Source organism: Burkholderia sp. LMG 13014 (assembly GCF_905232215.1).
In the GTDB taxonomy this organism is placed as follows: Bacteria; Pseudomonadota; Gammaproteobacteria; order Burkholderiales; family Burkholderiaceae; genus Burkholderia.
Window position 1 is genome coordinate 1 of the sequence record NZ_CAJNKE010000026.1, and the last position, 23,316, is coordinate 23,316.

Genomic DNA, 23,316 nt, shown 5'->3' on the forward strand with positions numbered 1-23,316 from the left:
GCACGACGGGCGACTACAAGCCGTATTCGTACTACCGTGCGGACGGCCGCTTCGAGGGCATCGACATCGACATGGCCGAGTCGCTCGCGAAGTCGCTGGGCGTGAAGACCGACTACGTGAAGACGAGCTGGCCGAACCTGACCGGCGACTTCGTCGCGAAATGCGACATCGCGGTGGGCGGCGTCTCGACGACGCTCGAGCGCCAGAAGCGCGTGTTCTTCACGCAGCCGTACGTCGTGGACGGCAAGACGCCGATCGTACGCTGCGCGGACGCCGACAAATACCAGACCGTCGCGCAGATCGACCGGCCCGAAACGCGCGTGATCGTGAACCCGGGCGGCACCAACGAGCGTTTCGCGAAGCAGTATTTCACGCACGCGAACCTCACCGTCTATCCGGACAACGTAACGATCTTCAAACAAATCCTCGCGGGCAAGGCGGACGTGATGGTGACGGATGCGTCCGAGACGCTACTGCAGCAAAAGCTGAATCCGGGCCTGTGCTCGGTGCATCCGGACAAGCCGTTCCAGTTCGGCGAGAAGGCGTACATGGTGCCGCGCGGCGACGTCGCGTTCCAGCAGTACGTCGATCAATGGCTGCATCTCGCGCTGTCGACCGGCGAATACCAGGCGATTTCGGACAAATGGCTGAAGTAAGCGGGTGCGCGCGAGGTAGTCGATAGCGGGCACCGACCCCGCGGCTGACGCCCGCGAAAGTCGCTGCGCGGCGGCGGCCGAAACGCCGCCGTTACACTTCGACGCAGCGTGCCGGCGCCGGCAAAATCGGCCGGCAGCCCCTGAATTGGCCGAACGGCCGACTTCCGCGCAGGCCAATCACGTTTCAAAATCTTTCTGACGAATGACTCGTCATGCGCGGTATCGGCCGAACCGCGCATTTTCTCGCGTGTAAATCGGCAGTTCGTCGAGCCTGATACGCACGAAAAACGCATCGTGCGCATGCGCTGAAAACGCTGCGGAAAATATGGGTAAAAATGACCTTTTTCAGACCCTCAAAAACAGAAAAAAATCCCGGAAAGCCTTATCTGGCGGGCGTTACAACCTGAAACACTTTGTTACCGCGAGGGGTCATTAATTCGCCCACAATGGCCTCAACGGTTTCAACACGGATGCGGTCTCGTGTGCCAAGTGTGAGCGGACGCGAAGCGCTGCGAGCCAGTCGGTCACGTACCGAAGCCCTTCCAAGGGGCATCCCTGTTGGAGTCGTTTCCGGCCCCCCCGCCGGACTCGGTTTCATCTTTGGTCTCCTCGCGCTAACCCCGTAGCGTGTGGTTTTTAGCGGGCTAATAAGCCCGCTTTTTTTCGTCCATCGAAAGCGCAACGGCCCGCAGGCCGCCGCGTTTTTCCCGCCCTCAATGCCGCACTACGCGGTCTTCTGCACGTCGAGCTTCAGCTCCTCGATCATCCGGTCGCGCATCACGAACTTCTGCACCTTGCCCGTCACCGTCATCGGCAGCTCGTCGACGAAGCGGATGTAGCGCGGGATCTTGTAGTGCGCGATCTGCCCTTGGCAGAAGGCACGCACGTCGTCCTCGGTCATCTGCTCGTCCGCGCGCAGCACGATCCACGCGCACAGCTCCTCGCCGTACTTCACATCGGGCACGCCGAATACCTGCGCGCTCTGAATCTTCGGATGCCGAAACAGGAATTCCTCGATCTCGCGCGGATAGACGTTCTCGCCGCCGCGGATCACCATGTCCTTCAGCCGGCCGACGATGTTGCAGTAGCCGTCCGCGTCGAGCGTCGCCAGGTCGCCCGTGTGCATCCAGCCGTCCACCAGCACCTCGCGCGTCTTCGCGTCGTCGTCCCAGTAGCCGAGCATCACTGAATAGCCCTTCGTGCACAGCTCGCCCGTCGCGCCGACCGGCACGATGGCGCCGCTCGGATCGACGACCTTCACCTCCAGATGCGGCTGGATGCGCCCCACCGTGGTCGTGCGCTTCTCGAGCGGATCGTCGGTCGAGCTCTGGAACGACACGGGGCTCGTCTCCGTCATCCCGTATGCGATCGTGATTTCCGATAGGTGCATCTGCGACACGACGCGCTTCATCGTCTCGATCGGGCACGGCGAGCCGGCCATGATCCCGGTGCGCAGCGTCGACAGGTCGAATGTCGGGAACGCGGGATGATCGAGCTCGGCGATGAACATCGTCGGCACGCCGTGCAGCGCGGTGCAGCGTTCGTCGGCCACCGCCGCGAGCGTCGCGACCGGGTCGAATGCTTCGCCCGGGAACACCATCGCCGCGCCCTTCGACACGCATGCGAGCACCGCGAGCACCATCCCGAAGCAGTGATACAGCGGCACCGGGATGCACAGCGTGTCCTGCTCGGTGAAACGCATCGCCGTCGCGATCGAGCGCCCGTTGTTGACGACGTTGCGATGCGTGAGCGTCGCGCCCTTCGGGCTGCCCGTCGTACCGCTCGTGAACTGGATGTTGATCGGCTCGTTGGCCGTGAGCGTCGCGCCGATCGCATCGAGCAACGCGGGATCGACGGCCTGGCGGCCGCGCGCCATCAGGTCCGCGAAGCGGAACATGCCGGCCGGCGCGACGTCGCCCATCGACACGACCGTGCGCAGGCTCGGCACGCGCGCCGCATGCAGGTCGCCCGGCGTCGCGGTCGCGAGCTCCGGCGCGATGGTCTGCAGCATCTCGACGTACGCGGATGTCTTGAAGCGCTCGGCGGCGATCACGGCCTTGCAGCCGACCTTGTTGAGCGCGTATTCGAGCTCCGACAGCCGGTAGGCCGGATTGATGTTGACGAGCACCGCGCCGATCCGCGCGGTCGCGAACTGCGTGAGCAGCCATTCGCTGCGGTTCGGCGACCAGATGCCGACGCGGTCGCCCTTCACGATGCCGAGCGACGCGAGGCCGGCCGCCAGTACGTCGACCTCGTTCGCGAACTCGCGCCAGGTCCAGCGCACCTGCTGCTCGCGGAACACGACGGCCGGACGATCGGGAAAGCGGCCGGCCGTGTCGAGCAGGAACCGGCCGAGCGTCGCTTCCGAGAGCGGCACGTCGGTCGTGCCGCGCACGTACGACAATCCGTTTTCGGGCGCGATCAGCGCCCCCACGCCAAGGTCTGCTGCCATGAATGTCTCCGTCCTTTTTGTCTGATCGGCCTGCGCGCTTCCACCGCCCGCCTCCGCCGCGCAGTCGCGACGGATAGCCTCAATACGGATGATGACGCGCGCGGCTGACGATACTCTGACAGCAAATCGCGGCGGACGGATGAAATAGCACGACCGGACGATATGATCCGGCCCGCAAAAAAACAGACGAAAACGACGGACGAAAAAAAAGCAGCCCGAAGGCTGCTTTCTTTCGCGAGATACGCGGCGCGGCTCAGTGCCGGCTGCGAATCTTCGCCAGACGCTGGATCGCCTCGAGCTGCGCCATCGCGGTCGCGAGCTCGGATTGCGCCTTCGCGAGGTCGAGATCCGACTTCGCGTTCTGCAGCGTTTCCTCGGCACGCTTGCGTGCTTCCTCGGCTTTCGCCGCGTCGAGGTCCTTGCCGCGGATCGCGGTATCGGCGAGCACCGTCACGGCACCCGGCTGCACTTCGAGAATGCCGCCCGCGACGAACACGAATTCGTCGTTGCCGCCCTCGACTTCGATGCGCACCGCACCCGGACGAATCCGCGTGATCAGCGGCGTGTGACCCGGCAGAATGCCCAGCTCACCCGTTTCGCCCGGCAGCGCGACGAATTTCGCCTCGCCCGAGAAGATCTGCTCTTCCGCGCTGACGACGTCTACTTTGATGGTTGCCATATCGACTCCTGTCGATCGGAGCTGGCGCGTCAGCGCTGACTCCGATCCCATGCACGGCGGGTTGAGCGTGTTGCGTGGGCGCCGTCCGCGAACAGATACCATCACGGTATCCGTCACGGACGCACGGCGCCCGTTGCGTTACGCCCGTCCCTTACGAGATCTTCTTGGCCTTTTCGAAGGCTTCGTCGATCGTGCCGACCATGTAGAACGCCTGTTCCGGCAGGTGGTCGCACTCGCCGTCGACGATCATCTTGAAGCCGCGGATCGTTTCCTTCAGCGGCACGTACTTGCCCGGCGAGCCCGTGAACACTTCAGCAACGTGGAACGGCTGCGACAGGAAACGCTGGATCTTACGAGCGCGCGCGACCGACAGCTTGTCTTCCGGCGACAGTTCGTCCATACCCAGAATCGCGATGATGTCGCGCAGTTCCTTGTAGCGCTGCAGCGTTTGCTGAACGCGACGGGTGATCGAGTAGTGCTCTTCACCGATCACGTTCGGGTCGATCTGGCGCGACGTCGAGTCGAGCGGGTCGACCGCCGGGTAGATACCCAGCGAAGCGATGTCACGCGACAGAACGACGGTTGCGTCCAAGTGGCCGAAGGTCGTAGCCGGCGACGGGTCGGTCAAGTCATCCGCAGGGACGTACACGGCCTGGACCGACGTAATCGAGCCCTTCTTGGTCGACGTGATGCGCTCTTGCAGCTTGCCCATTTCTTCAGCCAGCGTCGGCTGATAGCCCACTGCCGACGGCATACGGCCGAGCAGTGCCGACACTTCGGTACCGGCCAGCGTGAAACGGTAGATGTTGTCGACGAAGAACAGCACGTCGAGGCCTTCGTCACGGAAGTGCTCGGCCATCGTCAGGCCGGTCAGCGCAACGCGCAGACGGTTGCCCGGCGGCTCGTTCATCTGGCCGTACACCAGCGCGACCTTGTCGAGAACGTTCGAGTCCTTCATTTCGTGGTAGAAGTCGTTCCCTTCACGGGTACGCTCGCCCACGCCCGCGAACACGGAGTAACCACCGTGTTCCTTCGCGATGTTGTTGATGAGCTCCATCATGTTGACGGTCTTGCCCACGCCAGCACCGCCGAACAGGCCAACCTTGCCGCCCTTTGCGAACGGGCAGATCAGGTCGATAACCTTGATACCCGTTTCGAGCAGTTCGGTCGACGGCGACAGTTCGTCGAACGCCGGAGCCTTCTGGTGGATCGAACGCGTCGTTTCGCTTTCGATCGGGCCAGCTTCGTCGATCGGACGGCCAAGCACGTCCATGATTCGGCCGAGGGTCGGCTTGCCGACCGGCACCGAGATCGGCTTCGCCGTGTTCTTCACGGTCAGGCCGCGGCGCAGGCCGTCGGATGCACCCAGACAGATGGTACGGACAACGCCGTCGCCCAGCTGCTGCTGGACTTCGAGCGTCAGTTCCGAGCCATCGAGAATGAGCGCGTCGTAGATCTTCGGCATGCTGTCGCGCGGGAATTCCACGTCGATAACGGCGCCGATGCACTGTACGATCTTGCCTTCTACCAAAGCAGCAGTACTCATCGCTTTTCCTTTAAATACCTGATTCTTTACTCGCGCAAAGGCGCAGTTGTCGTCCCGGGCGCGCGCTTAAACAGCGGCTGCGCCGCCGACGATCTCCGACAGTTCTTTCGTGATCGCGGCCTGACGGCTCTTGTTGTACACGAGCTGCAGTTCGCTGATCACCGTCTTCGCGTTGTCGGACGCGGCCTTCATCGCGACCATGCGCGCCGATTGCTCGGACGCCATGTTTTCCGCGACGGCCTGGTACACCAGCGCCTCGACGTAACGCACGAGCAGTTCGTCGACGACTGCCTGCGCGTCCGGCTCGTAGATGTAGTCCCACGACGTGGCCGGCGTACCGTCATCGGCTTCGAAGTGCTCCGACGACAGCGGCAGCAACTGCTCGATCACGGCTTCCTGCTTCATCGTGTTGACGAAGCGCGTGTAAGCGATATAAACCGCCGACAGCTTGCCTTCCGAGTACAGATCGAGCTGCGTCTTCACGGCGCCGATCAGCTTGTCCAGATGCGGGGTGTCGCCGAGGTGCACGACCTGCGACAGCACCTTCGCGCCGAAGCGGTTCAGGAACCCGAGGCCCTTGCTACCGATCGCGGTGGCTTCGACCTTCTGGCCCTTCTCTTCCAGCTCCTTGAACTTCTGCACCGTCGCACGCAGCACGTTGGTGTTCAGACCACCGCACAGACCCTTGTCCGTCGTGACGAGGATGATGCCGGCCGTCTTCGCGCCTTCGTTCGCCACCATGAACGGGTGGCGGTACTCCGGGTTCGCGCGGCTCATGTGCGCAGCGATGGCACGGACCTTGTCCGCATACGGACGAGCGGCGCGCATGCGTTCCTGCGCGCGACGCATCTTCGATGCGGCCACCATCTCCATCGCCTTCGTGATCTTGCGCGTGTTCTGCACGCTCTTGATCTTGCCGCGAATTTCCTTCATTCCAGCCATAGCTTGCTCCTTGACCGAAGCGGCGCGGGCGCATCAGCACCCGCGCGGCCTCAGTGTGTCACTCGCGGATCAATAGGCACCGGACTTCTTGAAGGATTCGATCGCCGAGCGCAGTGCGCCTTCGTCGTCCTTCGAGAGATCCTTGGTGTCTTCGATGCGCTTGATGAGGTCAGCGTTGCTGGTCTTCAGGCTTTCGCGCAGGCCCTTCTCGAACGACAGCACTTGCTTGACGTCGAGGTCGTCGAGGTAGCCGTTGTTCGCGGCGTACAGCGACACGGCCAGTTCCCACACCTGCAGCGGCTGGTACTGCGGCTGCTTCAGCAGTTCCGTCACGCGGCGGCCGCGCTCGAGCTGCTTGCGGGTCGCTTCGTCGAGGTCCGATGCGAACTGGGCGAATGCTGCCAGTTCACGATACTGCGCGAGGTCGGTACGGATACCGCCCGACAGCTTCTTCACGACCTTCGTCTGAGCGGCGCCACCGACTCGCGACACCGACACGCCGGCGTTGATTGCCGGGCGGATGCCTGCGTTGAACAGGTCGGTTTCCAGGAAGATCTGGCCGTCGGTAATCGAGATCACGTTCGTCGGAACGAACGCGGTCACGTCGCCAGCCTGCGTTTCGATGACCGGCAGTGCCGTCAGCGAGCCGCTCTTGCCCTTCACTTCGCCGTTCGTGAACTTCTCGACGTACTCTTCCGACACGCGAGCAGCACGCTCGAGCAGACGCGAGTGGAGATAGAACACGTCGCCCGGGTATGCTTCACGGCCCGGCGGGCGGCGCAGCAGCAGCGAGATCTGACGGTATGCCCAGGCTTGCTTGGTCAAGTCGTCATAAATGATCAGCGCGTCCTGGCCGCGGTCGCGGAAGTATTCGCCCATCGTGCAGCCGGCGTACGGTGCGAGGTACTGCATCGCTGCCGAATCCGAAGCCGAAGCGGCGACGACGATCGTGTATTCCATCGCGCCCGTTTCTTCGAGCTTGCGAACCACGTTCATGATCGACGAAGCCTTCTGGCCGATCGCGACGTAGATACAGATCAGGTCCTTGCCCTTCTGGTTGATGATCGCGTCGAGCGCCACTGCGGTCTTGCCGCACTGACGGTCGCCGATGATCAGCTCACGCTGGCCACGGCCGATCGGCACCATTGCGTCGATCGACTTGATGCCCGTCTGCACCGGCTGCGACACCGACTTACGCCAGATCACGCCCGGGGCGATCTTTTCGATCGCGTCGGTCAGCTTTGCGTTGACCGGGCCCTTGCCGTCGATCGGGTTGCCGAGCGCATCGACCACGCGGCCGACGAGTTCCGGACCAACCGGGACTTCGAGAATGCGGCCCGTCGTCTTGACGATGTCGCCTTCCGAGATGTGTTCGTATTCGCCGAGAATCACCGCGCCGACCGAGTCGCGCTCGAGGTTCAGCGCGAGGCCGAACGTGTTGCCCGGAAACTCGAGCATTTCGCCCTGCATCACGTCCGACAGGCCGTGGATACGCACGATACCGTCGGTCACGGAGATCACGGTGCCCTGGTTGCGAACGTCTGCGCTCGCTTCAAGGCCCTGGATCCGGCTCTTGATCAGCTCGCTGATCTCAGAGGGATTGAGTTGCATTATTCGCTCCTGATAGTCAATTCTGTTGCGTGCCGGCGTGGCGCTCAGGCGGTCAACGCAGCCTGCATCGATGCGAGGCGCGCGCGAACCGAGGTGTCGAGCACTTCGTCGCCGACCGTCACGCGCACGCCGCCGATCAGCGACGAATCGACTTCGACCGTCGGTTTCAGCTTGCGCTTGAACTTGCGTTCGAGGCCCGAGATGAGACTCTCGAGATCCGCGCCGTTCAGCGGGAACGCGCTCACGATCTCGGCGTCGGCTGCACCTTCACGTTCGTTCTTGAGCGCCTCGAACTGCTCTGCGATTTCCGGCAGCAGCGCGATGCGATGATTGTCGACCAGCATCTGCACGAAGTTCTTCGCTTCGGCGCCAGCACCGAGCGGCGACTTCACCGCAGCAAGCAGCAACTCGGCTACTTGCGTGCGCGTCACCTTCGGGCTCGACGCGACCGACAGCACTTCCGGCAGACGCGCAACCTGGGCCAGCTCTTGCACGAGCGTGGACCAGGCGGCGATGTCACCGCCCTCGGCCACGCGGAACAGCGCTTCTGCGTAAGGGCGGGCGATGGTTGCAAGTTCGGCCATGATCAGAGCTCGGCTTTCAGTTGATTCAGCAGTTGGGCGTGGGCCGTTTGATCGACTTCGCGCTTCAGGATCTGCTCGGCGCCCTTCACGGCCAGCGTAGCGACTTCGCCACGCAGCGCTTCGCGCGCCTTCACGATTTGCTGTTCTGCTTCCGCCTTCGCCTGGGCGATGATGCGGGCGGCTTCAGCCTGGGCGTTGGACTTGATTTCCTCGGCGACCGCCTGGGCACGCTTTTCAGCGTCGGCGATGCGCTGCTGGCCGTCATTGCGGGCCTGCGCGAGTTCCTGGTCCACGCGCTTGTGCGCTGCGTCGAGTTCTGCCTTGCCCTTCTCGGCGGCGGCGAGGCCGTCGGCGATCTTCTTCGAACGTTCGTCGAGGGCGTTGATCAACGGCGGCCACACGAATTTCATCGTGAACCACGCGAGGACCAGGAACACGACCATTTGCGCAAACAGAGTTGCGTTGAGATTCACGGTGTTTCCTTATCTGCTATTCCGGAAAAATGAAACGGTAAGGCGCTCATCGAGTTGCATTCGATCAGCGCCCCAAGTCTCCGTTCCGCCCTGCGCCGGCTTGCGCCGGACGCATGTTTCCGAGAAACCTTAGCCTGCGACGAGCTTCGACAGGAGCGGGTTCGCGAACGCGAACAGCATTGCAACACCCACGCCGATCAGGAATGCCGCGTCGATCAGACCAGCCAGCAGGAACATCTTCGTTTGCAGCGGGTTGATGAGTTCCGGCTGACGTGCGCAGGCTTCGATGTACTTACCACCCATCAGCGCGATACCGATACAGGCGCCGATTGCACCCAGGCCGATGATGATGCCGATACCGATGGCGGTCAGACCCTGGATGTTGGCGATGTAAGCTTGCATGATCACTCCTTTGTGAAAAGACTTGGAACTGAGATTTAAAAAACTAAAACGGAAACTCTTTCTTGCACGCCGCGCTTAGTGCTTGTCGTGCGCCTGGCCGAGATACACCAGCGTCAGCATCATGAAAATGAATGCCTGCAACAGAACAATCAGGATGTGGAAGATTGCCCAGACGCTGCCCGCGATCACGTGGCCAACGAAGCCGAGGAACGTTGCGTCGCCACCGAAGCTCCACATGCTGCCGAGCAGGGCGATCAACAGGAACAACAGCTCACCCGCGTACATGTTGCCGAACAGCCGCATACCGAGGGAGACGGTCTTCGCGAGATATTCGACGATGTTGAGCGCGAGGTTCGGGATCCACAGCAGCGGGTGGGCGCCAAACGGGGCCGACAGCAGCTCATGCACAAAGCCGCCCGCGCCCTTGATCTTGATGCTGTAGTAGATCATCAGGACGAACACGCCGAGCGCGATGCCGAGCGTGCCGTTCAGGTCGGCCGTCGGGACGATGCGATGGTGGGAAATCACGTCCGACAGACCGAGCAGGCCGATCACGCGGCCCGGCAGGTCGACCGGGAGGAAGTCGAGGGAGTTCATCAGCGCGACCCACACGAACACCGTGAGCGCGAGCGGAGCGATGAAGGTACGATTGCCGTGAACGATGGCCTTCGATTGGTCTTCGACCATCTCGACGAGCATCTCGATCGCGCACTGGAAACGGCCCGGCACGCCCGACGTCGCCTTGCGGGCAGCCAGACGCAGCACGAGGATCGTCACGATGCCGCAAACGATCGACCAGAACAGCGTGTCGAGATTCCAGACGTGGATGTCGAAAATCGACGTCTGATGCGAGGTGGAGAAATTCTGCAAGTGGTGCGCAATGTACTCGGACGGATCCGGACCGCGCGTGCCTTCGCTAGCTGCCATATCGTTAATGCCACCCAAATTGTCGAAAATCGTTTTGCCAGTTCCGCAACACGCTATTGCGGGAACGGGCCGGTGCGGTTCGTTGTCGAAACCGCACGCTGCTTGTTCCTTACCGCCAGGCCAGCGCGATCCAGTACGTCTTCAGCACGACGAGGTACGTGACGAGGAACGGTACCCAGTGCACGCCGGACCAGCCGAACGCCACTGCAGTGAACATCCCGATCGTCAGAGCGAGCTTCAGGGCTTCGCCCATCACCCAGCTCATCACGGTGGCCGAGCCACCTGCCTTCAGTCGTGCCACGAACACCGCACTGGGCACCCAGCCGATCGCTCCGCCCAGAAACGCGGATTGCGCAGCGGCGCCCGGCGACTTCGAAAACAGCCACCACGCCAGCGTTGCAACCAGGGACAGAACCACTTGCGCGAATACCACCTTATAGGGGGTCACGCGCGAGGGCTTGCTCACGTCCGGGCCGAACAGCTTTTCGGCTTCTACCCGTGTGAGCGGAACGATATTGTTTTCTTGCTGCTCGGCATCCCAGTCATCATCGAATTCGCGCCGCTCGCCGGCCGCTGAAGCGGTGCGTTGCGTGCGCTGATCATCGTGCCTGTCGTCCGGCGCCTGACCCGCCATCGCAATCTTCCGCAAAATCCTTGAACCCGGCCCCAAGCTTTCTGAAAGCTTTCAGGGGTGCCTAGCTAACAAATCCGGGCGATTGTAAGCGATAGTTGCAAGTGATTCAAGGCTTTAGACGCGACAAAAACCAGCGTAAAACGCCACCTCATGATGTGAAAAAACACGCGATTCGACGATGTACGATGACAGTTGTAAGGTCGCTTTTTTGCACCGGTATTTCTTGCTCGAAAAAATCCGGCGTCGATGAAATGGCGAGGAAGCGATGCCCGGTGCGGGCGCTGGCGGGGCGGCACGATCGCCACCCAAAAACCTCGCTGTGATGCGGCTCCGGGCTCGCGCTCCGCGCGAAACGCCGAACAGACAAAACACTGTGGCCGCCCACGCGCACCTGATGCGCGAAACCCGGGCCGACGCTGGCGCGCCGAATTATCCAATCAGTTGTCATGCCACCACAGTCGATCGACTGTGGATTGCCACACTTATCAACAGCCCCGCAACCAGCACGAATGCTGTGCGCCCTCCCCGCCACCCGAATGGCACGCCTGTGCCGCATGAGCCCGCATCGTTCAACCGTGAACGAGCAGCCACGCGCCGAGTGCCGCGCTCGCGAGCGCGAACGGAATCGAGACCAGGTGGAACGGTAGCCACATGCGCGGCTCCTTCGCGAGACGCACCGCGATCAGGTTCGCAAGCGAACCGATCGCGAAACCGAAACCGCCGACCGATACGCCGAATGCAAGCGCGCGCCAGTCACGCGTGAACTCCGACAGCAGGATCGCGGCCGGCACGTTGCTGATGCCCTGCGATAGCACGGCACCGGCTGCGAAGATGCGCAGCGGCGAGTCGAGACGTGCATGCGCAATCGCGTCATGGATGACGGGCAACGCCGCCGCGCTGCGCAGCACGACGAACATCAGCACGAAGATCAGCAGCAGAAGCCAGTCGATCTTGAGGACTGCGTCACGTTTTACGGCAAGCAGCACGATCGCGACGGCAAGCAGGCCCGGCAGCGGATGATGCGCATCGGCGAGCAGCACGAATGCGGCGAACAGCACCGCCGCGATCAGCGCGTGCATGCGCTGGACGGGAATGGCGACGACGTCGCCGGACAGATCGAGCGGCTTCGCGCGAAACGCGCACGCGGTCAGCACGAGCAGCAGCGCCATCAGTGCGATCGCGAGCGGCCCGAGCGTCACCACGAAGCGGCCGAACGACACGCCGCTCAATTGCCACAGGAACAGATTCTGGGGATTGCCGAGCGGCGTCGCGACGGACCCCGCATTGACGGCCAGCGCGACGACGATCACGAGCCGCCGGAACGGCAGCGGCGTCAGCGCACGCAGCGACACCATCAACGGCACGACGACGAACAGCGCGACGTCGTTGGTGAGCCACATCGACAGCAACGCGGCGAACCCGACCAGCAGCATCGCGAGCCCGCGCTCGGAATGCACGTGGTGCACGATGCGGTGCGCGAGCCACATCAGGCAGCCGGACAACTCGAGCGCCTTGGTCAGCATCAGCAGGCCCGCAAGCGTCGCGACCGTCTGCCAGTCAACCCGATCGGCCAATACGGAAAATGGTTGCGGACGCACCCATTGCAGCACAATCAGCCCAAGGGCGAGCACCGATAGCACGGGCTCCTGCGCAAGCCACCCCAACCACCGGCGCGGCGCCGGTGTGCGCGTCTCCTCCATGCGCCCCGCCCTTTACTCTTCGGTGGCGACGTTGCCGCGCAATCGCACGAGAATGCCTTCGAGTGCGTCGAGGTTGCCGAAGTCGATCGTCACCTGCCCTCGCCCGCGGCGGCCGAGCTTGATCTTCACCGTCGACGCGAGCAGGTCAGACAACTCCTCCTCGAGACGGCGCGTATCGCGGCCGCCGTCGTCCTTCGCGCGCGCCTTCACGGCCGGCACTTCCTTCGTCGTGTGCGTGACGAGCTTCTCGGTCTCGCGCACCGACATGCGCTTGTTGACGACCTGATGGGCAAGCGTGATCTGCGTGGCCGCATCGACGGCGAGCAGCGCGCGTGCGTGCCCCATGTCGAGATCACCGGCCAGCAACATCGTCTGCACCGGCGAAGCCAGGTTCAGCAGGCGCAGCAGGTTCGACACCGCGCTGCGCGAACGGCCGACCGATTCGGCCGCCTGTTCGTGCGTGAAACCGAACTCGTCGAGCAGACGCTGGATACCGTGCGCCTCTTCAAGCGGGTTCAGATCCTCGCGCTGGATGTTCTCGATCAGCGCCATCGCCGCGGCGGCCTGATCCGACACATCCTTCACGAGCACCGGCACTTCATCGAGGCCCGCCAGGCGCGCCGCGCGGAAACGGCGCTCGCCCGCAATGATCTCGTATTTATCTGACGAAATAGGCCGTACCAGGATCGGCTGCATCACGCCCTGTGCGCGAATGCTTGCCGCAAGCTCCTGCAGGCTGCCTTCGTCCATCCGCGTCCGCGGCTGGTACTTGCCGGCCTGCAGCTTGCCGAGCGCGAGCGTGTTCGGTGCCCCTTCGATCTTCACCGCTTCGGTGATATCGGCACTGCCGCCGAGCAGCGCTTCGAGGCCACGTCCCAAGCCCTTCTTCTTTGGTACCGCGTTCATGTCTTTCTTCCTCGCTTCGCTCATGTCCGGATCACGACACCTCGAACGCGCGAACGCGCTCGATCATCTCGGCACCGAACTGGAGATACGCTTGCGCACCGCGCGAGCTGCGGTCGAACACGACGCCCGGCAGCCCGTAACTCGGCGCTTCCGCCAGGCGCACGTTGCGCGGAATCACCGCGTCGAACACCTTGTCGCCGAAGTGCGCTTTCAGTTGATCGGAGACTTGCTGCTGCAGCGTGATGCGCGGATCGAACATCACGCGCAGCAAGCCGATGATCTTCAGGTCGCGATTCATGTTCGCGTGAACCTGCTTGATCGTGTTGACGAGATCCGACAACCCCTCCAGTGCGAAGTACTCGCACTGCATCGGGATCACGACGCCATGCGCCGCACACAGCCCGTTCAGCGTCAGCAGCGACAGCGTCGGCGGACAGTCGATCAGCACGAAGTCGTAATCCTCGGCCACGTGCTCGAGTGCGGCCTTCAACCGGCGCTCGCGGTTGTCGATGCTGATCAGTTCGATCTCGGCACCGGACAGCTCGCGGTTCGCGGGCAGCACGTCATAGGTGACGCCTTCCGGACGGATGCGCGCATCGGTCACCGATACGCCGTCGACCAGCACTTCGTACACGGTCGCTTCGCAGGCAGCCTTGTCGATCCCGCTGCCCATCGTCGCGTTGCCCTGCGGGTCGAGGTCGATCAGCAGGACTCGTTGCTCCTGCGCTGCAAGGCTTGCGGCGAGATTGACCGATGTCGTCGTCTTGCCGACGCCCCCCTTCTGGTTCGCAACGCAGAAGATCTTTGCCATCGTTGGTGTGTTCCCTTTACCTTCAAACAAACGGCGCGCTACCGCGCGCCCGCCCTTCAATTCGCCTCGTCGACGGCTACTTCGATCAGATGCCGTTCGGCATCGAGCATCGGTACCGCCAACCGTATCGTCTGCTTGACGCGGCTGCCTTCCGGCAACCGCGCAATCTCGTCATCCGGATGGACGCCCTTCATTGCCCAGATCGATCCGCCCGGCGCGACCAGATGTCGAGCAAGTTTAACGAAGTCGGATAGATCCGCGAAAGCGCGGGATACGATCATGTCGAATTTTTCCGGCACTTCGACACCCGGCTGCAGCGATTCGACCCGCCCCGTGACCACCGACAGGTTCGCGAGCTTCAGCTCCGCGCGCATCTGAGTCTGGAATGCAGACTTCTTTTGCACGATATCGTTCAGCGTGATCTGCCAGTCCGGTTCGACGATCGCCAGCACGATACCGGGCAACCCGCCGCCCGAGCCAACGTCGAGCACGCGGGCCGATGCACGGCCACGCAGATGCGAGACGATGGAAAGCGAATCGAGGATGTGCTGGATCAGCATCTGCTTCGGGTCGCGGATCGCAGTCAGGTTGTAGACCGCGTTCCACTTGCCGAGCAGCGCGACGTAGTCGAGCAGCTGGTTACGTTGTGCATCCGTCAGAGCAAGGTCGAGCGCCGTCGTGCCTTCGACGAGCATCTCTTCCAGTACATCCCGATTAACCGCCGGCGCGCGACGCGCCGTCATTGTTGCGTCGGGACGGTGCCGTCCCCCTGCTCCGTTGCCGCTTCGGCAGTGCCATTACGGCGGCCCAGGCCGCGGCGCTTCAGGTGCACCATCAGCAGCGAGATCGCCGCCGGCGTGACACCCGAGATACGCGACGCCTGCCCGATCGTTTCCGGCCGGAACTCGTTGAGCTTCTGGCTCACCTCGAACGACAGGCCGCGGACTTCGCGGTAATCGATGCCGTCCGGCAGGCGCGTGTTCTCGTTCGCATCGTTGCGTTCGATCTCCGATGCCTGGCGCTCGATATAGCCCTGATACTTGATGCCGATCTCGACCTGCTCCTTGATCTGCTCGAGCAGCACCGGATCGTCGGCCAGCGGCTCTGCAGGGCCGCATTCGCCGCCCTTCAGGCCGCACACGCCGTCGTAGCTGATACCCGGACGGCGCAGCAGCTCGGCGAGGCTGTATTCGTGATCGATCGCCTTGCCGAGCAGTGCGGTCGCCTCGTCCACCGGCAACGTCTTCGGCGTAACCCACGTCGACTTCAGGCGTTCGGTTTCACGTGAAACAGCGTCGCGCTTCCGGCTGAATGCGTCCCAGCGCGCGTCGTCGACGAGCCCCAGTTCGCGGCCGATTTCGGTCAGGCGCATGTCTGCATTGTCTTCACGCAGGCTGAGGCGATACTCGGCGCGGCTCGTGAACATCCGGTACGGCTCGGCCACACCGCGCGTCACGAGATCGTCGACCAGCACGCCCAGGTAGGCCTGGTCACGGCGCGGGCACCATGCGTCCTTCTCCTGCACGTAGCGGCCCGCATTGAGACCGGCCAGCAGCCCCTGCGCGGCCGCTTCTTCATAGCCGGTCGTCCCGTTGATCTGGCCCGCAAAGAACAGCCCGTTGATCGCCTTCGTCTCGAGCGACGCCTTCAGCGCGCGCGGGTCGAAGTAGTCGTACTCGATCGCGTAGCCGGGGCGCAGGATATGCGCGTTCTCGAGGCCGAGCATCGAGTGCACGAGCTCGAGCTGGACATCGAACGGCAGGCTCGTCGAGATCCCGTTCGGGTAGAACTCGTTGGTCGTCAGCCCTTCCGGCTCCAGGAAGATCTGGTGCGATTCCTTCGATGCGAACCGGTGAATCTTGTCCTCGATCGACGGGCAGTAGCGCGGCCCGACGCCTTCGATCACGCCTGTATACATAGGCGAACGGTCGAGACCGCCACGAATGATGTCGTGCGTACGCTCGTTCGTGTGCGTGACCCAGCACGGCAGCTGCTGCGGATGCTGCTCCGCGCGGCCCAGGAACGAGAAAACGGGGATCGGATCGAGATCGCCCGGCTGTTCGGTCAGCTTCGAGAAATCGATCGAACGACCATCGATACGCGGCGGCGTACCGGTCTTCAGGCGGCCCTGCGGCAGCTTCAGCTCCTTCAGGCGCGACGACAGCGACACGGCCGCCGGATCGCCCGCGCGGCCGCCCGTGTAGTTGTTCAGGCCGACGTGGATCTTGCCGTCGAGGAACGTACCGGCGGTCAGCACGACCGCGCGCGCGCGGAAGCGGATGCCGATCTGCGTGACGGCGCCCACCACGCGGTCGCCTTCGACCATCAGGTCGTCGACGGCCTGCTGGAACAGCCAGAGGTTCGGCTGGTTCTCGAGCCGGTGGCGGATCGCGGCCTTGTACAGGATGCGATCGGCCTGCGCACGCGTCGCGCGCACGGCCGGACCCTTCGACGAATTGAGGATCCGAAACTGAATACCGCTCTCGTCCGTCGCGGCGGCCATTGCGCCACCCAGCGCATCGACTTCCTTGACCAGATGGCCCTTGCCAATGCCGCCGATCGACGGATTGCAACTCATCTGCCCAAGCGTTTCGATGTTATGGGTCAGCAGCAGTGTCTTTGCGCCCATACGGGCGGACGCCAGCGCGGCTTCGGTGCCGGCATGACCGCCACCGACGACGATGACGTCAAATTCTGTGGGAAAAAGCATGGTGGATTCCGTACGCAGGACTGCGCACGAACCTATCTGAGAAATGTATGGGCCGAATTATAGCGGGTTCGCTTTTCACCCGAATGCCGTCCGATTGGTAGGGTCTGTGCAATTCCGCGATTTTTCGGCGATGGACCAATGAATCTGTGGCTCAGAGCCCACTCCGGCAGTGCTTCCGGCCTGCCCGACGCACATCGTTGTGCCTGTGCAGCGATCCATTTGTCCGGCAATTTCACGTGGAACATACAACCCGTTCGACGCCTGTGCCCCACCCAACACCCCGGACGAAATGCTCTGTGCGACCACACCCACCCTCTTCCTCACAGAATTTCCGTCGGTTCGCTAGGCAGTTATCCCCTGTGACGCGGCACATCGTCGGCCTGTGGAACGAGTGGCCAGCTCCGAACAATAAACCGGATCGCCATCTGCACTGCGGATACCTCCACCCACCGCCACTGCACAGAGCTTTTGATTGTTCCTCCGGTACTTATCCCCTGGTTGTTCACCGTCGATGCATCGGAGTCAGATCTCAACCCAAAAACAAAAACGGCGTGTTTCACGTGAAACACGCCGTCCGTTTCCCACCAACCGCGCCACCGATCAAGCCGTTTTCTTAGCCAACCCGAGGTACGTTTCGATCACGCGCGGGTTCTGCGCGAGTTCGGCTGCCGGCCCTTCCAGCGCAAACTCGCCTGTCTCCAGCACATAGCCGTAGTCGGAGATCTGCAGCGCAGCCCGCGCGTTCTGCTCGATCAGCAGCGTCGCCACGCCCGTACCGCGCAACGCGCTGATGATATGAAAGATCTCCTTCACGATCAGCGGCGCCAGCCCGAGGCTCGGCTCGTCGAGCATCAGCAGGTCGGGCTTGCCCATCAGCGCGCGGCCAACCGCGAGCATCTGCCGCTCGCCGCCGGACAGCGTGCCGGCCGCCTGCTTGCGCCGCTCCTTCAGCCGAGGAAACAGTGCGAACACGTGATCGAGCTGGTCGAGGAAGTTCGCTTCGCCAGCCTGCTTGCGCCGATACGCACCCAGCACGAGGTTGTCTTCGACCGTCATCGTGCTGAACAGCTCACGCTTTTCCGGCACGAGGCACATCCCGCGCGCAACGCGCTGCTCGACCGGCAATGCGCCGACGTCGTGACCGCGATACACGACCGCGCCCGACGCATGCCCGCTCACCGGCAGCGCGCCCATGATCGCGTTCAGCAGCGTTGATTTGCCGGCGCCATTCGGGCCGATCACGCTGACGATCTGTCCCGCACCAACCTTGATCGCCGCGCCGTGCAGCGCCTCCACCTTCCCGTACCGGACTGCCAGCCCGCGCACGTCGAGAATCGGCATCGTCGTGTCCGTCATCACTCCACCCCGCCCAGATACGCTTCGAGCACCGCCGGATCCTGCTGCACGTCCTGTGGCAGCCCTTCCGCGATCCGCGTGCCGAACTCCATCACCACCAGCCGGTCGGTGAGATTCATCACGAAATCCATGTCGTGTTCCACGAGCAACACGCTCATGCCCTCCGTTTTCAGCCGGCGCAGCAGGTCGGCGAGTTGCTGCTTCTCCTGGTAGCGCAGCCCGGCGGCCGGCTCGTCGAGCAGCAGCAACGTCGGATCGCAGCACAGCGCCCGCGCGATTTCGAGAATCCGCTGCTGGCCGAGCGCGAGGCTGCCTGCTTCGTCGTACATGTGCTTCTCGAGCCCGACGCGGCGGATCTGCTGTGCGGCCTCGGCCAGCAACTGCGCTTCCTCATGGGCATTGAGCCGCGCGACGCTGCGCCACACGCCGGTATGACCGCGCAGGTGCGCACCGATCGCGACGTTCTCGAGCACCGTCATCGCCGGCAACAGCTTCACGTGCTGGAACGTCCGGCCGATGCCGCGGCGGACGATCTGCCGCGATGTGAGCCCGTCGATGCGCTCGCCACGGAACGTGATCGTGCCGCCCGTCGGCTTCAGCACGCCCGTCACGAGGTTGAACGTGGTCGACTTGCCGGCGCCGTTCGGGCCGATCAGCCCGATGATCTGCCCCGCTTTCACGTCGAAGCTGACGTCGTTGACGGCCACGAGCCCGCCGAACTGCTTGCGCGCGTTGTCGACGACGAGCAGCGGCTCGCCGGCCGCCGGCTTCGCACGCTGCGGCAACGGATCGGCGTGCTCGGGCACATGCGCACGCGGCCCGCGCGGGAACAGTCTCGCGACGAACGGCCACACGCCCTGGCGCGCGTACTGCAGCAACAGCACCATCAGCACACCGAACACGATGATCTCGAAGTTGCCTTCCGACCCAAGCAGCTTCGGCAGCAGCGTCTGCAGGTAGTCCTGCAGCACGGTCAGGATCGCCGCGCCGAGCACCGCGCCCCATACGTGCGACACACCGCCGACCACGGCCATGAACAGGAACTCGATCCCGTGATTCAGCCCGAACGGCGTCGGGTTCACCGCGCGCTGCAGGTGCGCGTACAGGAAGCCCGAGACGGCTGCGAGCACGGCCGCATAGACGAAGATCACGACCCGCATCCACGCGGTGTTCACGCCCATCGCCTCGGCCATCACGCCGCCGCCGCGCAGCGCGCGGATCGCGCGGCCCGGGCGGCTGTTCAGCAGGTTCTGCACCGACACGATCGCGGCCAGCACGACGGCCCAGATCAGGAAGTACAGGCTGCGGCCGCTTTCGAGTTCGATGCCGAACAGGTTCAGCGCCGGAATCCCGTTGATCCCGTCGTACTTGCCGAGCAACTCGAGGTTGCCGAACAGGTAGAACAGCGCGAGGCCCCACGCGATCGTGCCAAGCGGCAGGAAGTGCCCCGACAGCCGCATCGTGACCGCGCCGAGCACGAGCGCGACGAGCGCCGTCAGCACGACACCGACGATCAGCGCGAGCCACGGCGACACGCCGTAGCGCGTCGTCAGGAGCGCGGTCGCATACGCGCCGATGCCGACGAACGCGGCCTGCCCGAAGCTCGTCATCCCGCCGACGCCCGTGAGCAGCACGAGCCCGATCGCGACGATCGCGTAGAGGCCGATGTAGTTCAGCAGCGTGATCCAGTATTCCGGCACCTGCAGCGCGCCGGGCAGCACCGGCAGCGCGAACAGCACCACGAGAAACACCCAGAAGGTCTTGTTGCGTACCATCGTCTTCATCGTGTCACTCCTCTTCCTCTTCCGCGTGCGGCGTCGCGAAGCTCCGCCACAGCAGCACCGGAATGATCAGCGTGAACACGATCACCTCCTTGTAGGCGCTCGCCCAGAATGACGAATACGATTCGAGCACGCCGACGAGCAGCGAGCCGGCGGCCGCGAGCGGATAGCTGACGAGCCCGCCGATGATCGCGCCGACGAACCCCTTCAGGCCGATCAGGAAGCCCGAGTCGTAGTAGATCGTCGTCAGCGGGCCGACGAGGATCCCGGACAGCACGCCGAGCCCCGCCGCGAACGTGAACGCGAGCCGCCCTGCCTCGGTCGTGCCGATGCCGACGAGCCGCGCGCCGAGCCGGTTCACCGACGTCGCGCGCAGCGCCTTGCCGGCGATCGTGCGGCCGAAGTACACATAGAGCGCGCCGATCAGCACGAGCGCCGTCACGACCACCAGGATGCTCTGCACCGACACGGTCATGCTGCCGATCGACAGCGACGCATCCGAGAAGCCGTTGGTACGCGAGCCTTCCGCGCCGAACATCACGAGCCCGAGGCCGACCATCGCGAAGTGGACGGCGACCGACACGATCAGCAGCAGCAGCGTCGTGCCTTCGGCGATCGGCTGGTACACGAGCCGGTAGACGAACGGCCCCATCGGCACGACGATCGCGAGCGTCAGCGCGATCTGCGCGAGCATCGGCAGCGGCTGCGCGGCAAAGCTGCGCGTGATCGCGAACACCGCGAGCGGCAGCAGGACGTAGCGGCTGCCGAGTGTCGCGAGCGTGCGGCCGAGCTGATGACGCCGTTCGCGATGCCGAACCAGGCCGCCGACTTCGAGCAGGAAGCACGCGATGCCCATCACGAACAGCAGCCAGCAGGTGGCGGGAAATTTCTGCGCCTGCAAGGCGGCAAGCGTCAGCGCACCGTAGGCGACGAATTCGCCCTGGGGAATGAAGATCACCCGCGTGACGGAAAACACCAGCACGAGCGCCAGCGACAGCAATGCATAAATGGCGCCGGTCGTGATGCCGTCTTGCGCGAGGATCGCTGCAATCGAGAGATCCATACGTTTCGTGTATCGAGAATGCTGCGGAGAAACGGAAGACGGAAACGGCCGGGGCGCGGGCGGCAAGGTCGACGCGTCGGGCGCCATGCAGGCGGCCCCGGTGGTTCCAGGCGGCATGGGCGCGGCCCGTCAGGCCGGCACCCTGCCGACGGCATGCACGACGCCATCCGCGCCGCGCACGCCGGTTTCACGTGATGCTTACTCGGCCTGCAGCTTCCACTTGCCGTCGACGATCTGCACCATCACGCGCGCACGCGTGTCGAAGCCGTTGTGGTCGGTCGGCGTCATGTTGATCACGCCGTGCGACACGGGCAGGTCCTTCACGTTCTCGATCGACGCGCGCAGCGCCTCGCGGAACGCCTCGGTGCCCGGCTGGCCCTTCTTCAGCGCTTCCGGAATCGCACGCTGCAGCAGCAGCCCCGCGTCCCACGCATGGCCGCCGAACGTCGCCAGCGAGCCCGCGCCGTACGCCTTCTCGTACGCGGCCTTGTAGCCGAGCGCCGGCTTCTTCACCGGATTCGAATCGGGCAGCTGGTCGGTCACGAGCACCGGGCCGGCCGGCAGGATCTCGCCTTCGCAGTCCTTGCCGCACACGCGCAGGAAGTCGTTGTTCGCGACGCCGTGCGTCTGATACACCTTGCCCTTGTAGCCGCGCTCCTTCAGCGTCTTCGCCGGCAGCGCCGCCGGCGTGCCCGAGCCGGCGATCAGCACCGCATCGGGATTCGAGCCCATCAGCTTCAGCACCTGCCCCATCACCGACGCGTCGGTGCGGTTGTAGCGCTCGTTCGACACCACCTTCAGGCCGTTCTTCGCGGCCGCCGCGTTGAACGTGTTGTACCAGCTGTCGCCGTACGCATCGGCGAAGCCGATGAAGCCGACCGTCTTCACGCCGTGCTTCGCCATGTAGCCGGCGATCGCGTCGGCCATCAGCTGGTCGTTCTGCGGCACCTTGAACATCCATGCGCGCTTCGCATCCATCGGCGCAATGATCTGCGCGCTCGCCGCGAGCGAGATCGTCGGCGTCTTGCCCTGCGACACGGGGTCGAGCATCGCGAGCGAGTTCGGCGTGACGGACGAGCCGATGATCGCGTCGACGTGATCTTCATCGATCAGCTTGCGCACGTTCTGCACCGCGCGGCTCGTGTCGGATGCGTCGTCGAGCACGATGTACTGCACGCTCTTGCCCGCGATTTCCTTCGGCAGCAGCGCGATCGTGTTCTTTTCCGGAATCCCGAGCGACGCGGCCGGCCCGGTGGCCGACAGCGTCACGCCGATCTTCACCTGTGCCGACGCCGTTGCCGCCGCACACACGAGGCCCGCGGCGAGCACGGCCTCCATCCATCGATTCATCTTCATTTACGTTGTCTCCAAACGCTGCTCGAAAAAGCCACGGGTCGCTCGGGCGGCTCCCGGTCCCCAAAAACAAGTTAATAATTTAACTATCTCGCCTGGCCACGCCTACGCTCGTTTTCCCGTGAAACGCCGCACCCGCGACGGCGCCCGGACGGCACCGCGCACGCATGCGCCGCCTGCCGGTCGAAACGGTCGTTCGACCGTCACGATGCGCAGCAGCGGTGTCGTCTGGATGAAGGAAGCGGAGAAAGGCGGAATCGTGCGGGCGCTCGATGCATGCGCAACGATCAGGGAAACGCGCGTCGATCCGGCCTGATGCGGCCGGGCCCGCGACGGGCGCACGATCGGGAAGCCGGCCGCTCATGCGCGTGCAGAGGTGAAGTCCGATACGGATGCGCACGCAACGACCGGCGACGGGGCCGGAGCGCGTCTACAGCCCGCAGAACGGCTCGGAAAGGCCACGGCGACATGCGGCCCACCCCACGACGAACGAACGGCACCAGCCGCCCTTCCTGCCCCGATCCATCGTCCTGCGCTGCTCATCCAACCGTACTCCCTCTTCTGCATTCTGCTTGTAGGAGAACTGCCGACCGATTTTCCCGACCGGGCGGTCGGCGAAAGCTGAGTGTAACGGACGCGTTTTGCGCACGCCAACCGGGTTAGCCCGAACGGCTGACGCGCGGTGGCGCATCGTCTGCGAACGGATGGCGGGAAATGGAAAACGGGGGGA

Annotated in this window: 21 protein-coding genes; 2 read left to right on the forward strand and 19 right to left on the reverse strand. The window is 63.9% G+C overall.

All coding sequences use genetic code 11. The features are described from left to right. A partial coding sequence (locus JYJ84_RS05840; protein WP_205189131.1) for a transporter substrate-binding domain-containing protein occupies window positions 1-656 on the forward strand: 656 nt, incomplete at its 5' end. A 724-nt stretch (window positions 657-1,380) separates the two neighbouring features. Here the strand turns inward: JYJ84_RS05840 and JYJ84_RS05845 are convergent. The 19 genes from JYJ84_RS05845 to JYJ84_RS05935 all read right to left on the reverse strand — a co-directional run bounded on the left by JYJ84_RS05845 (window position 1,381) and on the right by JYJ84_RS05935 (window position 22,589). Then, window positions 1,381-3,108 carry an AMP-binding protein gene (locus tag JYJ84_RS05845; RefSeq protein WP_175222252.1) on the reverse strand — a complete coding sequence of 576 codons (1,728 nt, stop codon included), beginning with the start codon at window positions 3,106-3,108 and terminating at the stop codon, window positions 1,381-1,383. Between the two features lie 253 nt (window positions 3,109-3,361). Further along, entirely contained in the window at window positions 3,362-3,787 is a 426-nt protein-coding gene (locus JYJ84_RS05850; protein WP_006477288.1) for a F0F1 ATP synthase subunit epsilon, read from the reverse strand. A gap of 151 nt (window positions 3,788-3,938) precedes the next feature. Then, on the reverse strand, window positions 3,939-5,333 hold the full coding sequence (gene atpD, locus JYJ84_RS05855) for a F0F1 ATP synthase subunit beta (protein WP_011350527.1): 1,395 nt from the start codon (window positions 5,331-5,333) through the stop codon (window positions 3,939-3,941). A 66-nt stretch (window positions 5,334-5,399) separates the two neighbouring features. Next, complete coding sequence (gene atpG / locus JYJ84_RS05860; RefSeq protein WP_011350526.1) at window positions 5,400-6,275, reverse strand: F0F1 ATP synthase subunit gamma; 876 nt, start codon at window positions 6,273-6,275, stop codon at window positions 5,400-5,402. A 69-nt stretch (window positions 6,276-6,344) separates the two neighbouring features. Further along, window positions 6,345-7,886, reverse strand: a complete 1,542-nt coding sequence (atpA, locus tag JYJ84_RS05865) for a F0F1 ATP synthase subunit alpha (protein ID WP_011350525.1) — start codon at window positions 7,884-7,886, stop codon at window positions 6,345-6,347. A gap of 44 nt (window positions 7,887-7,930) precedes the next feature. Further along, entirely contained in the window at window positions 7,931-8,470 is a 540-nt protein-coding gene (locus JYJ84_RS05870) for a F0F1 ATP synthase subunit delta (RefSeq protein ID WP_174960091.1), read from the reverse strand. A gap of 2 nt (window positions 8,471-8,472) precedes the next feature. Continuing rightward, the gene (locus tag JYJ84_RS05875; protein WP_011350523.1) at window positions 8,473-8,943 is read right to left on the reverse strand and encodes a F0F1 ATP synthase subunit B; all 471 of its coding nucleotides are present in this window, start codon (window positions 8,941-8,943) and stop codon (window positions 8,473-8,475) included. Window positions 8,944-9,072: 129 nt separating this feature from the next. After that, window positions 9,073-9,345, reverse strand: coding sequence for a F0F1 ATP synthase subunit C (gene atpE / locus JYJ84_RS05880; RefSeq protein WP_021160442.1), 273 nt, complete (start codon window positions 9,343-9,345; stop codon window positions 9,073-9,075). Window positions 9,346-9,420: 75 nt separating this feature from the next. Next, window positions 9,421-10,272 carry a F0F1 ATP synthase subunit A gene (atpB, locus tag JYJ84_RS05885; protein ID WP_011350522.1) on the reverse strand — a complete coding sequence of 284 codons (852 nt, stop codon included), beginning with the start codon at window positions 10,270-10,272 and terminating at the stop codon, window positions 9,421-9,423. Window positions 10,273-10,381: 109 nt separating this feature from the next. Then, on the reverse strand, window positions 10,382-10,906 hold the full coding sequence (locus tag JYJ84_RS05890; RefSeq protein ID WP_174960087.1) for an ATP synthase subunit I: 525 nt from the start codon (window positions 10,904-10,906) through the stop codon (window positions 10,382-10,384). Window positions 10,907-11,475: 569 nt separating this feature from the next. After that, a complete protein-coding gene (locus tag JYJ84_RS05895; protein ID WP_122944070.1) occupies window positions 11,476-12,606 on the reverse strand; it encodes an SLC13 family permease in 1,131 nt (376 codons plus the stop codon). A gap of 12 nt (window positions 12,607-12,618) precedes the next feature. Beyond that, complete coding sequence (locus tag JYJ84_RS05900; RefSeq protein WP_041492996.1) at window positions 12,619-13,512, reverse strand: ParB/RepB/Spo0J family partition protein; 894 nt, start codon at window positions 13,510-13,512, stop codon at window positions 12,619-12,621. A gap of 31 nt (window positions 13,513-13,543) precedes the next feature. Next, window positions 13,544-14,323, reverse strand: coding sequence for a ParA family protein (locus tag JYJ84_RS05905; RefSeq protein ID WP_122944069.1), 780 nt, complete (start codon window positions 14,321-14,323; stop codon window positions 13,544-13,546). 56 nt (window positions 14,324-14,379) lie between these two features. After that, the gene (gene rsmG / locus JYJ84_RS05910) at window positions 14,380-15,066 is read right to left on the reverse strand and encodes a 16S rRNA (guanine(527)-N(7))-methyltransferase RsmG (RefSeq protein ID WP_043184880.1); all 687 of its coding nucleotides are present in this window, start codon (window positions 15,064-15,066) and stop codon (window positions 14,380-14,382) included. Next, a complete protein-coding gene (gene mnmG, locus JYJ84_RS05915) occupies window positions 15,063-17,033 on the reverse strand; it encodes a tRNA uridine-5-carboxymethylaminomethyl(34) synthesis enzyme MnmG (RefSeq protein ID WP_175222251.1) in 1,971 nt (656 codons plus the stop codon). The genes rsmG and mnmG overlap by 4 nt, the downstream gene beginning before the upstream one ends. A 600-nt stretch (window positions 17,034-17,633) precedes the next feature. Then, complete coding sequence (locus tag JYJ84_RS05920; RefSeq protein ID WP_122944067.1) at window positions 17,634-18,389, reverse strand: ABC transporter ATP-binding protein; 756 nt, start codon at window positions 18,387-18,389, stop codon at window positions 17,634-17,636. Next, a complete protein-coding gene (locus tag JYJ84_RS05925; protein ID WP_122944066.1) occupies window positions 18,389-20,173 on the reverse strand; it encodes an ATP-binding cassette domain-containing protein in 1,785 nt (594 codons plus the stop codon). Before JYJ84_RS05925 ends, JYJ84_RS05920 begins: the two co-directional genes overlap by 1 nt. A gap of 4 nt (window positions 20,174-20,177) precedes the next feature. After that, the gene (locus tag JYJ84_RS05930; RefSeq protein ID WP_122944065.1) at window positions 20,178-21,233 is read right to left on the reverse strand and encodes a branched-chain amino acid ABC transporter permease; all 1,056 of its coding nucleotides are present in this window, start codon (window positions 21,231-21,233) and stop codon (window positions 20,178-20,180) included. Between the two features lie 198 nt (window positions 21,234-21,431). Then, window positions 21,432-22,589, reverse strand: a complete 1,158-nt coding sequence (locus JYJ84_RS05935) for an ABC transporter substrate-binding protein (RefSeq protein WP_122944063.1) — start codon at window positions 22,587-22,589, stop codon at window positions 21,432-21,434. Between the two features lie 118 nt (window positions 22,590-22,707). Here JYJ84_RS05935 and JYJ84_RS05940 point away from each other — a divergent pair, with 118 nt between their 5' ends. After that, entirely contained in the window at window positions 22,708-22,902 is a 195-nt protein-coding gene (locus JYJ84_RS05940; protein WP_122944062.1) for a hypothetical protein, read from the forward strand. Window positions 22,903-23,316: the final 414 nt, after the last annotated feature.

Bases quoted from the DNA above. Each gene is read 5' to 3' on its own strand.
- JYJ84_RS05845 (WP_175222252.1), bottom strand. From the start codon at position 3,108: ATGGCAGCAGACCTTGGCGTGGGGGCGCTGATCGCGCCCGAAAACGGA.
- JYJ84_RS05850 (WP_006477288.1), bottom strand. From the start codon at position 3,787: ATGGCAACCATCAAAGTAGACGTCGTCAGCGCGGAAGAGCAGATCTTC.
- atpD (WP_011350527.1), bottom strand. From the start codon at position 5,333: ATGAGTACTGCTGCTTTGGTAGAAGGCAAGATCGTACAGTGCATCGGC.
- atpG (WP_011350526.1), bottom strand. From the start codon at position 6,275: ATGGCTGGAATGAAGGAAATTCGCGGCAAGATCAAGAGCGTGCAGAAC.
- atpA (WP_011350525.1), bottom strand. From the start codon at position 7,886: ATGCAACTCAATCCCTCTGAGATCAGCGAGCTGATCAAGAGCCGGATC.
- JYJ84_RS05870 (WP_174960091.1), bottom strand. From the start codon at position 8,470: ATGGCCGAACTTGCAACCATCGCCCGCCCTTACGCAGAAGCGCTGTTC.
- atpE (WP_021160442.1), bottom strand. From the start codon at position 9,345: ATGCAAGCTTACATCGCCAACATCCAGGGTCTGACCGCCATCGGTATC.
- atpB (WP_011350522.1), bottom strand. From the start codon at position 10,272: ATGGCAGCTAGCGAAGGCACGCGCGGTCCGGATCCGTCCGAGTACATT.
- JYJ84_RS05890 (WP_174960087.1), bottom strand. From the start codon at position 10,906: ATGGCGGGTCAGGCGCCGGACGACAGGCACGATGATCAGCGCACGCAA.
- JYJ84_RS05895 (WP_122944070.1), bottom strand. From the start codon at position 12,606: ATGGAGGAGACGCGCACACCGGCGCCGCGCCGGTGGTTGGGGTGGCTT.
- JYJ84_RS05900 (WP_041492996.1), bottom strand. From the start codon at position 13,512: ATGAACGCGGTACCAAAGAAGAAGGGCTTGGGACGTGGCCTCGAAGCG.
- JYJ84_RS05905 (WP_122944069.1), bottom strand. From the start codon at position 14,323: ATGGCAAAGATCTTCTGCGTTGCGAACCAGAAGGGGGGCGTCGGCAAG.
- rsmG (WP_043184880.1), bottom strand. From the start codon at position 15,066: ATGACGGCGCGTCGCGCGCCGGCGGTTAATCGGGATGTACTGGAAGAG.
- mnmG (WP_175222251.1), bottom strand. From the start codon at position 17,033: ATGCTTTTTCCCACAGAATTTGACGTCATCGTCGTCGGTGGCGGTCAT.
- JYJ84_RS05920 (WP_122944067.1), bottom strand. From the start codon at position 18,389: ATGACGGACACGACGATGCCGATTCTCGACGTGCGCGGGCTGGCAGTC.
- JYJ84_RS05925 (WP_122944066.1), bottom strand. From the start codon at position 20,173: ATGAAGACGATGGTACGCAACAAGACCTTCTGGGTGTTTCTCGTGGTG.
- JYJ84_RS05930 (WP_122944065.1), bottom strand. From the start codon at position 21,233: ATGGATCTCTCGATTGCAGCGATCCTCGCGCAAGACGGCATCACGACC.
- JYJ84_RS05935 (WP_122944063.1), bottom strand. From the start codon at position 22,589: ATGAAGATGAATCGATGGATGGAGGCCGTGCTCGCCGCGGGCCTCGTG.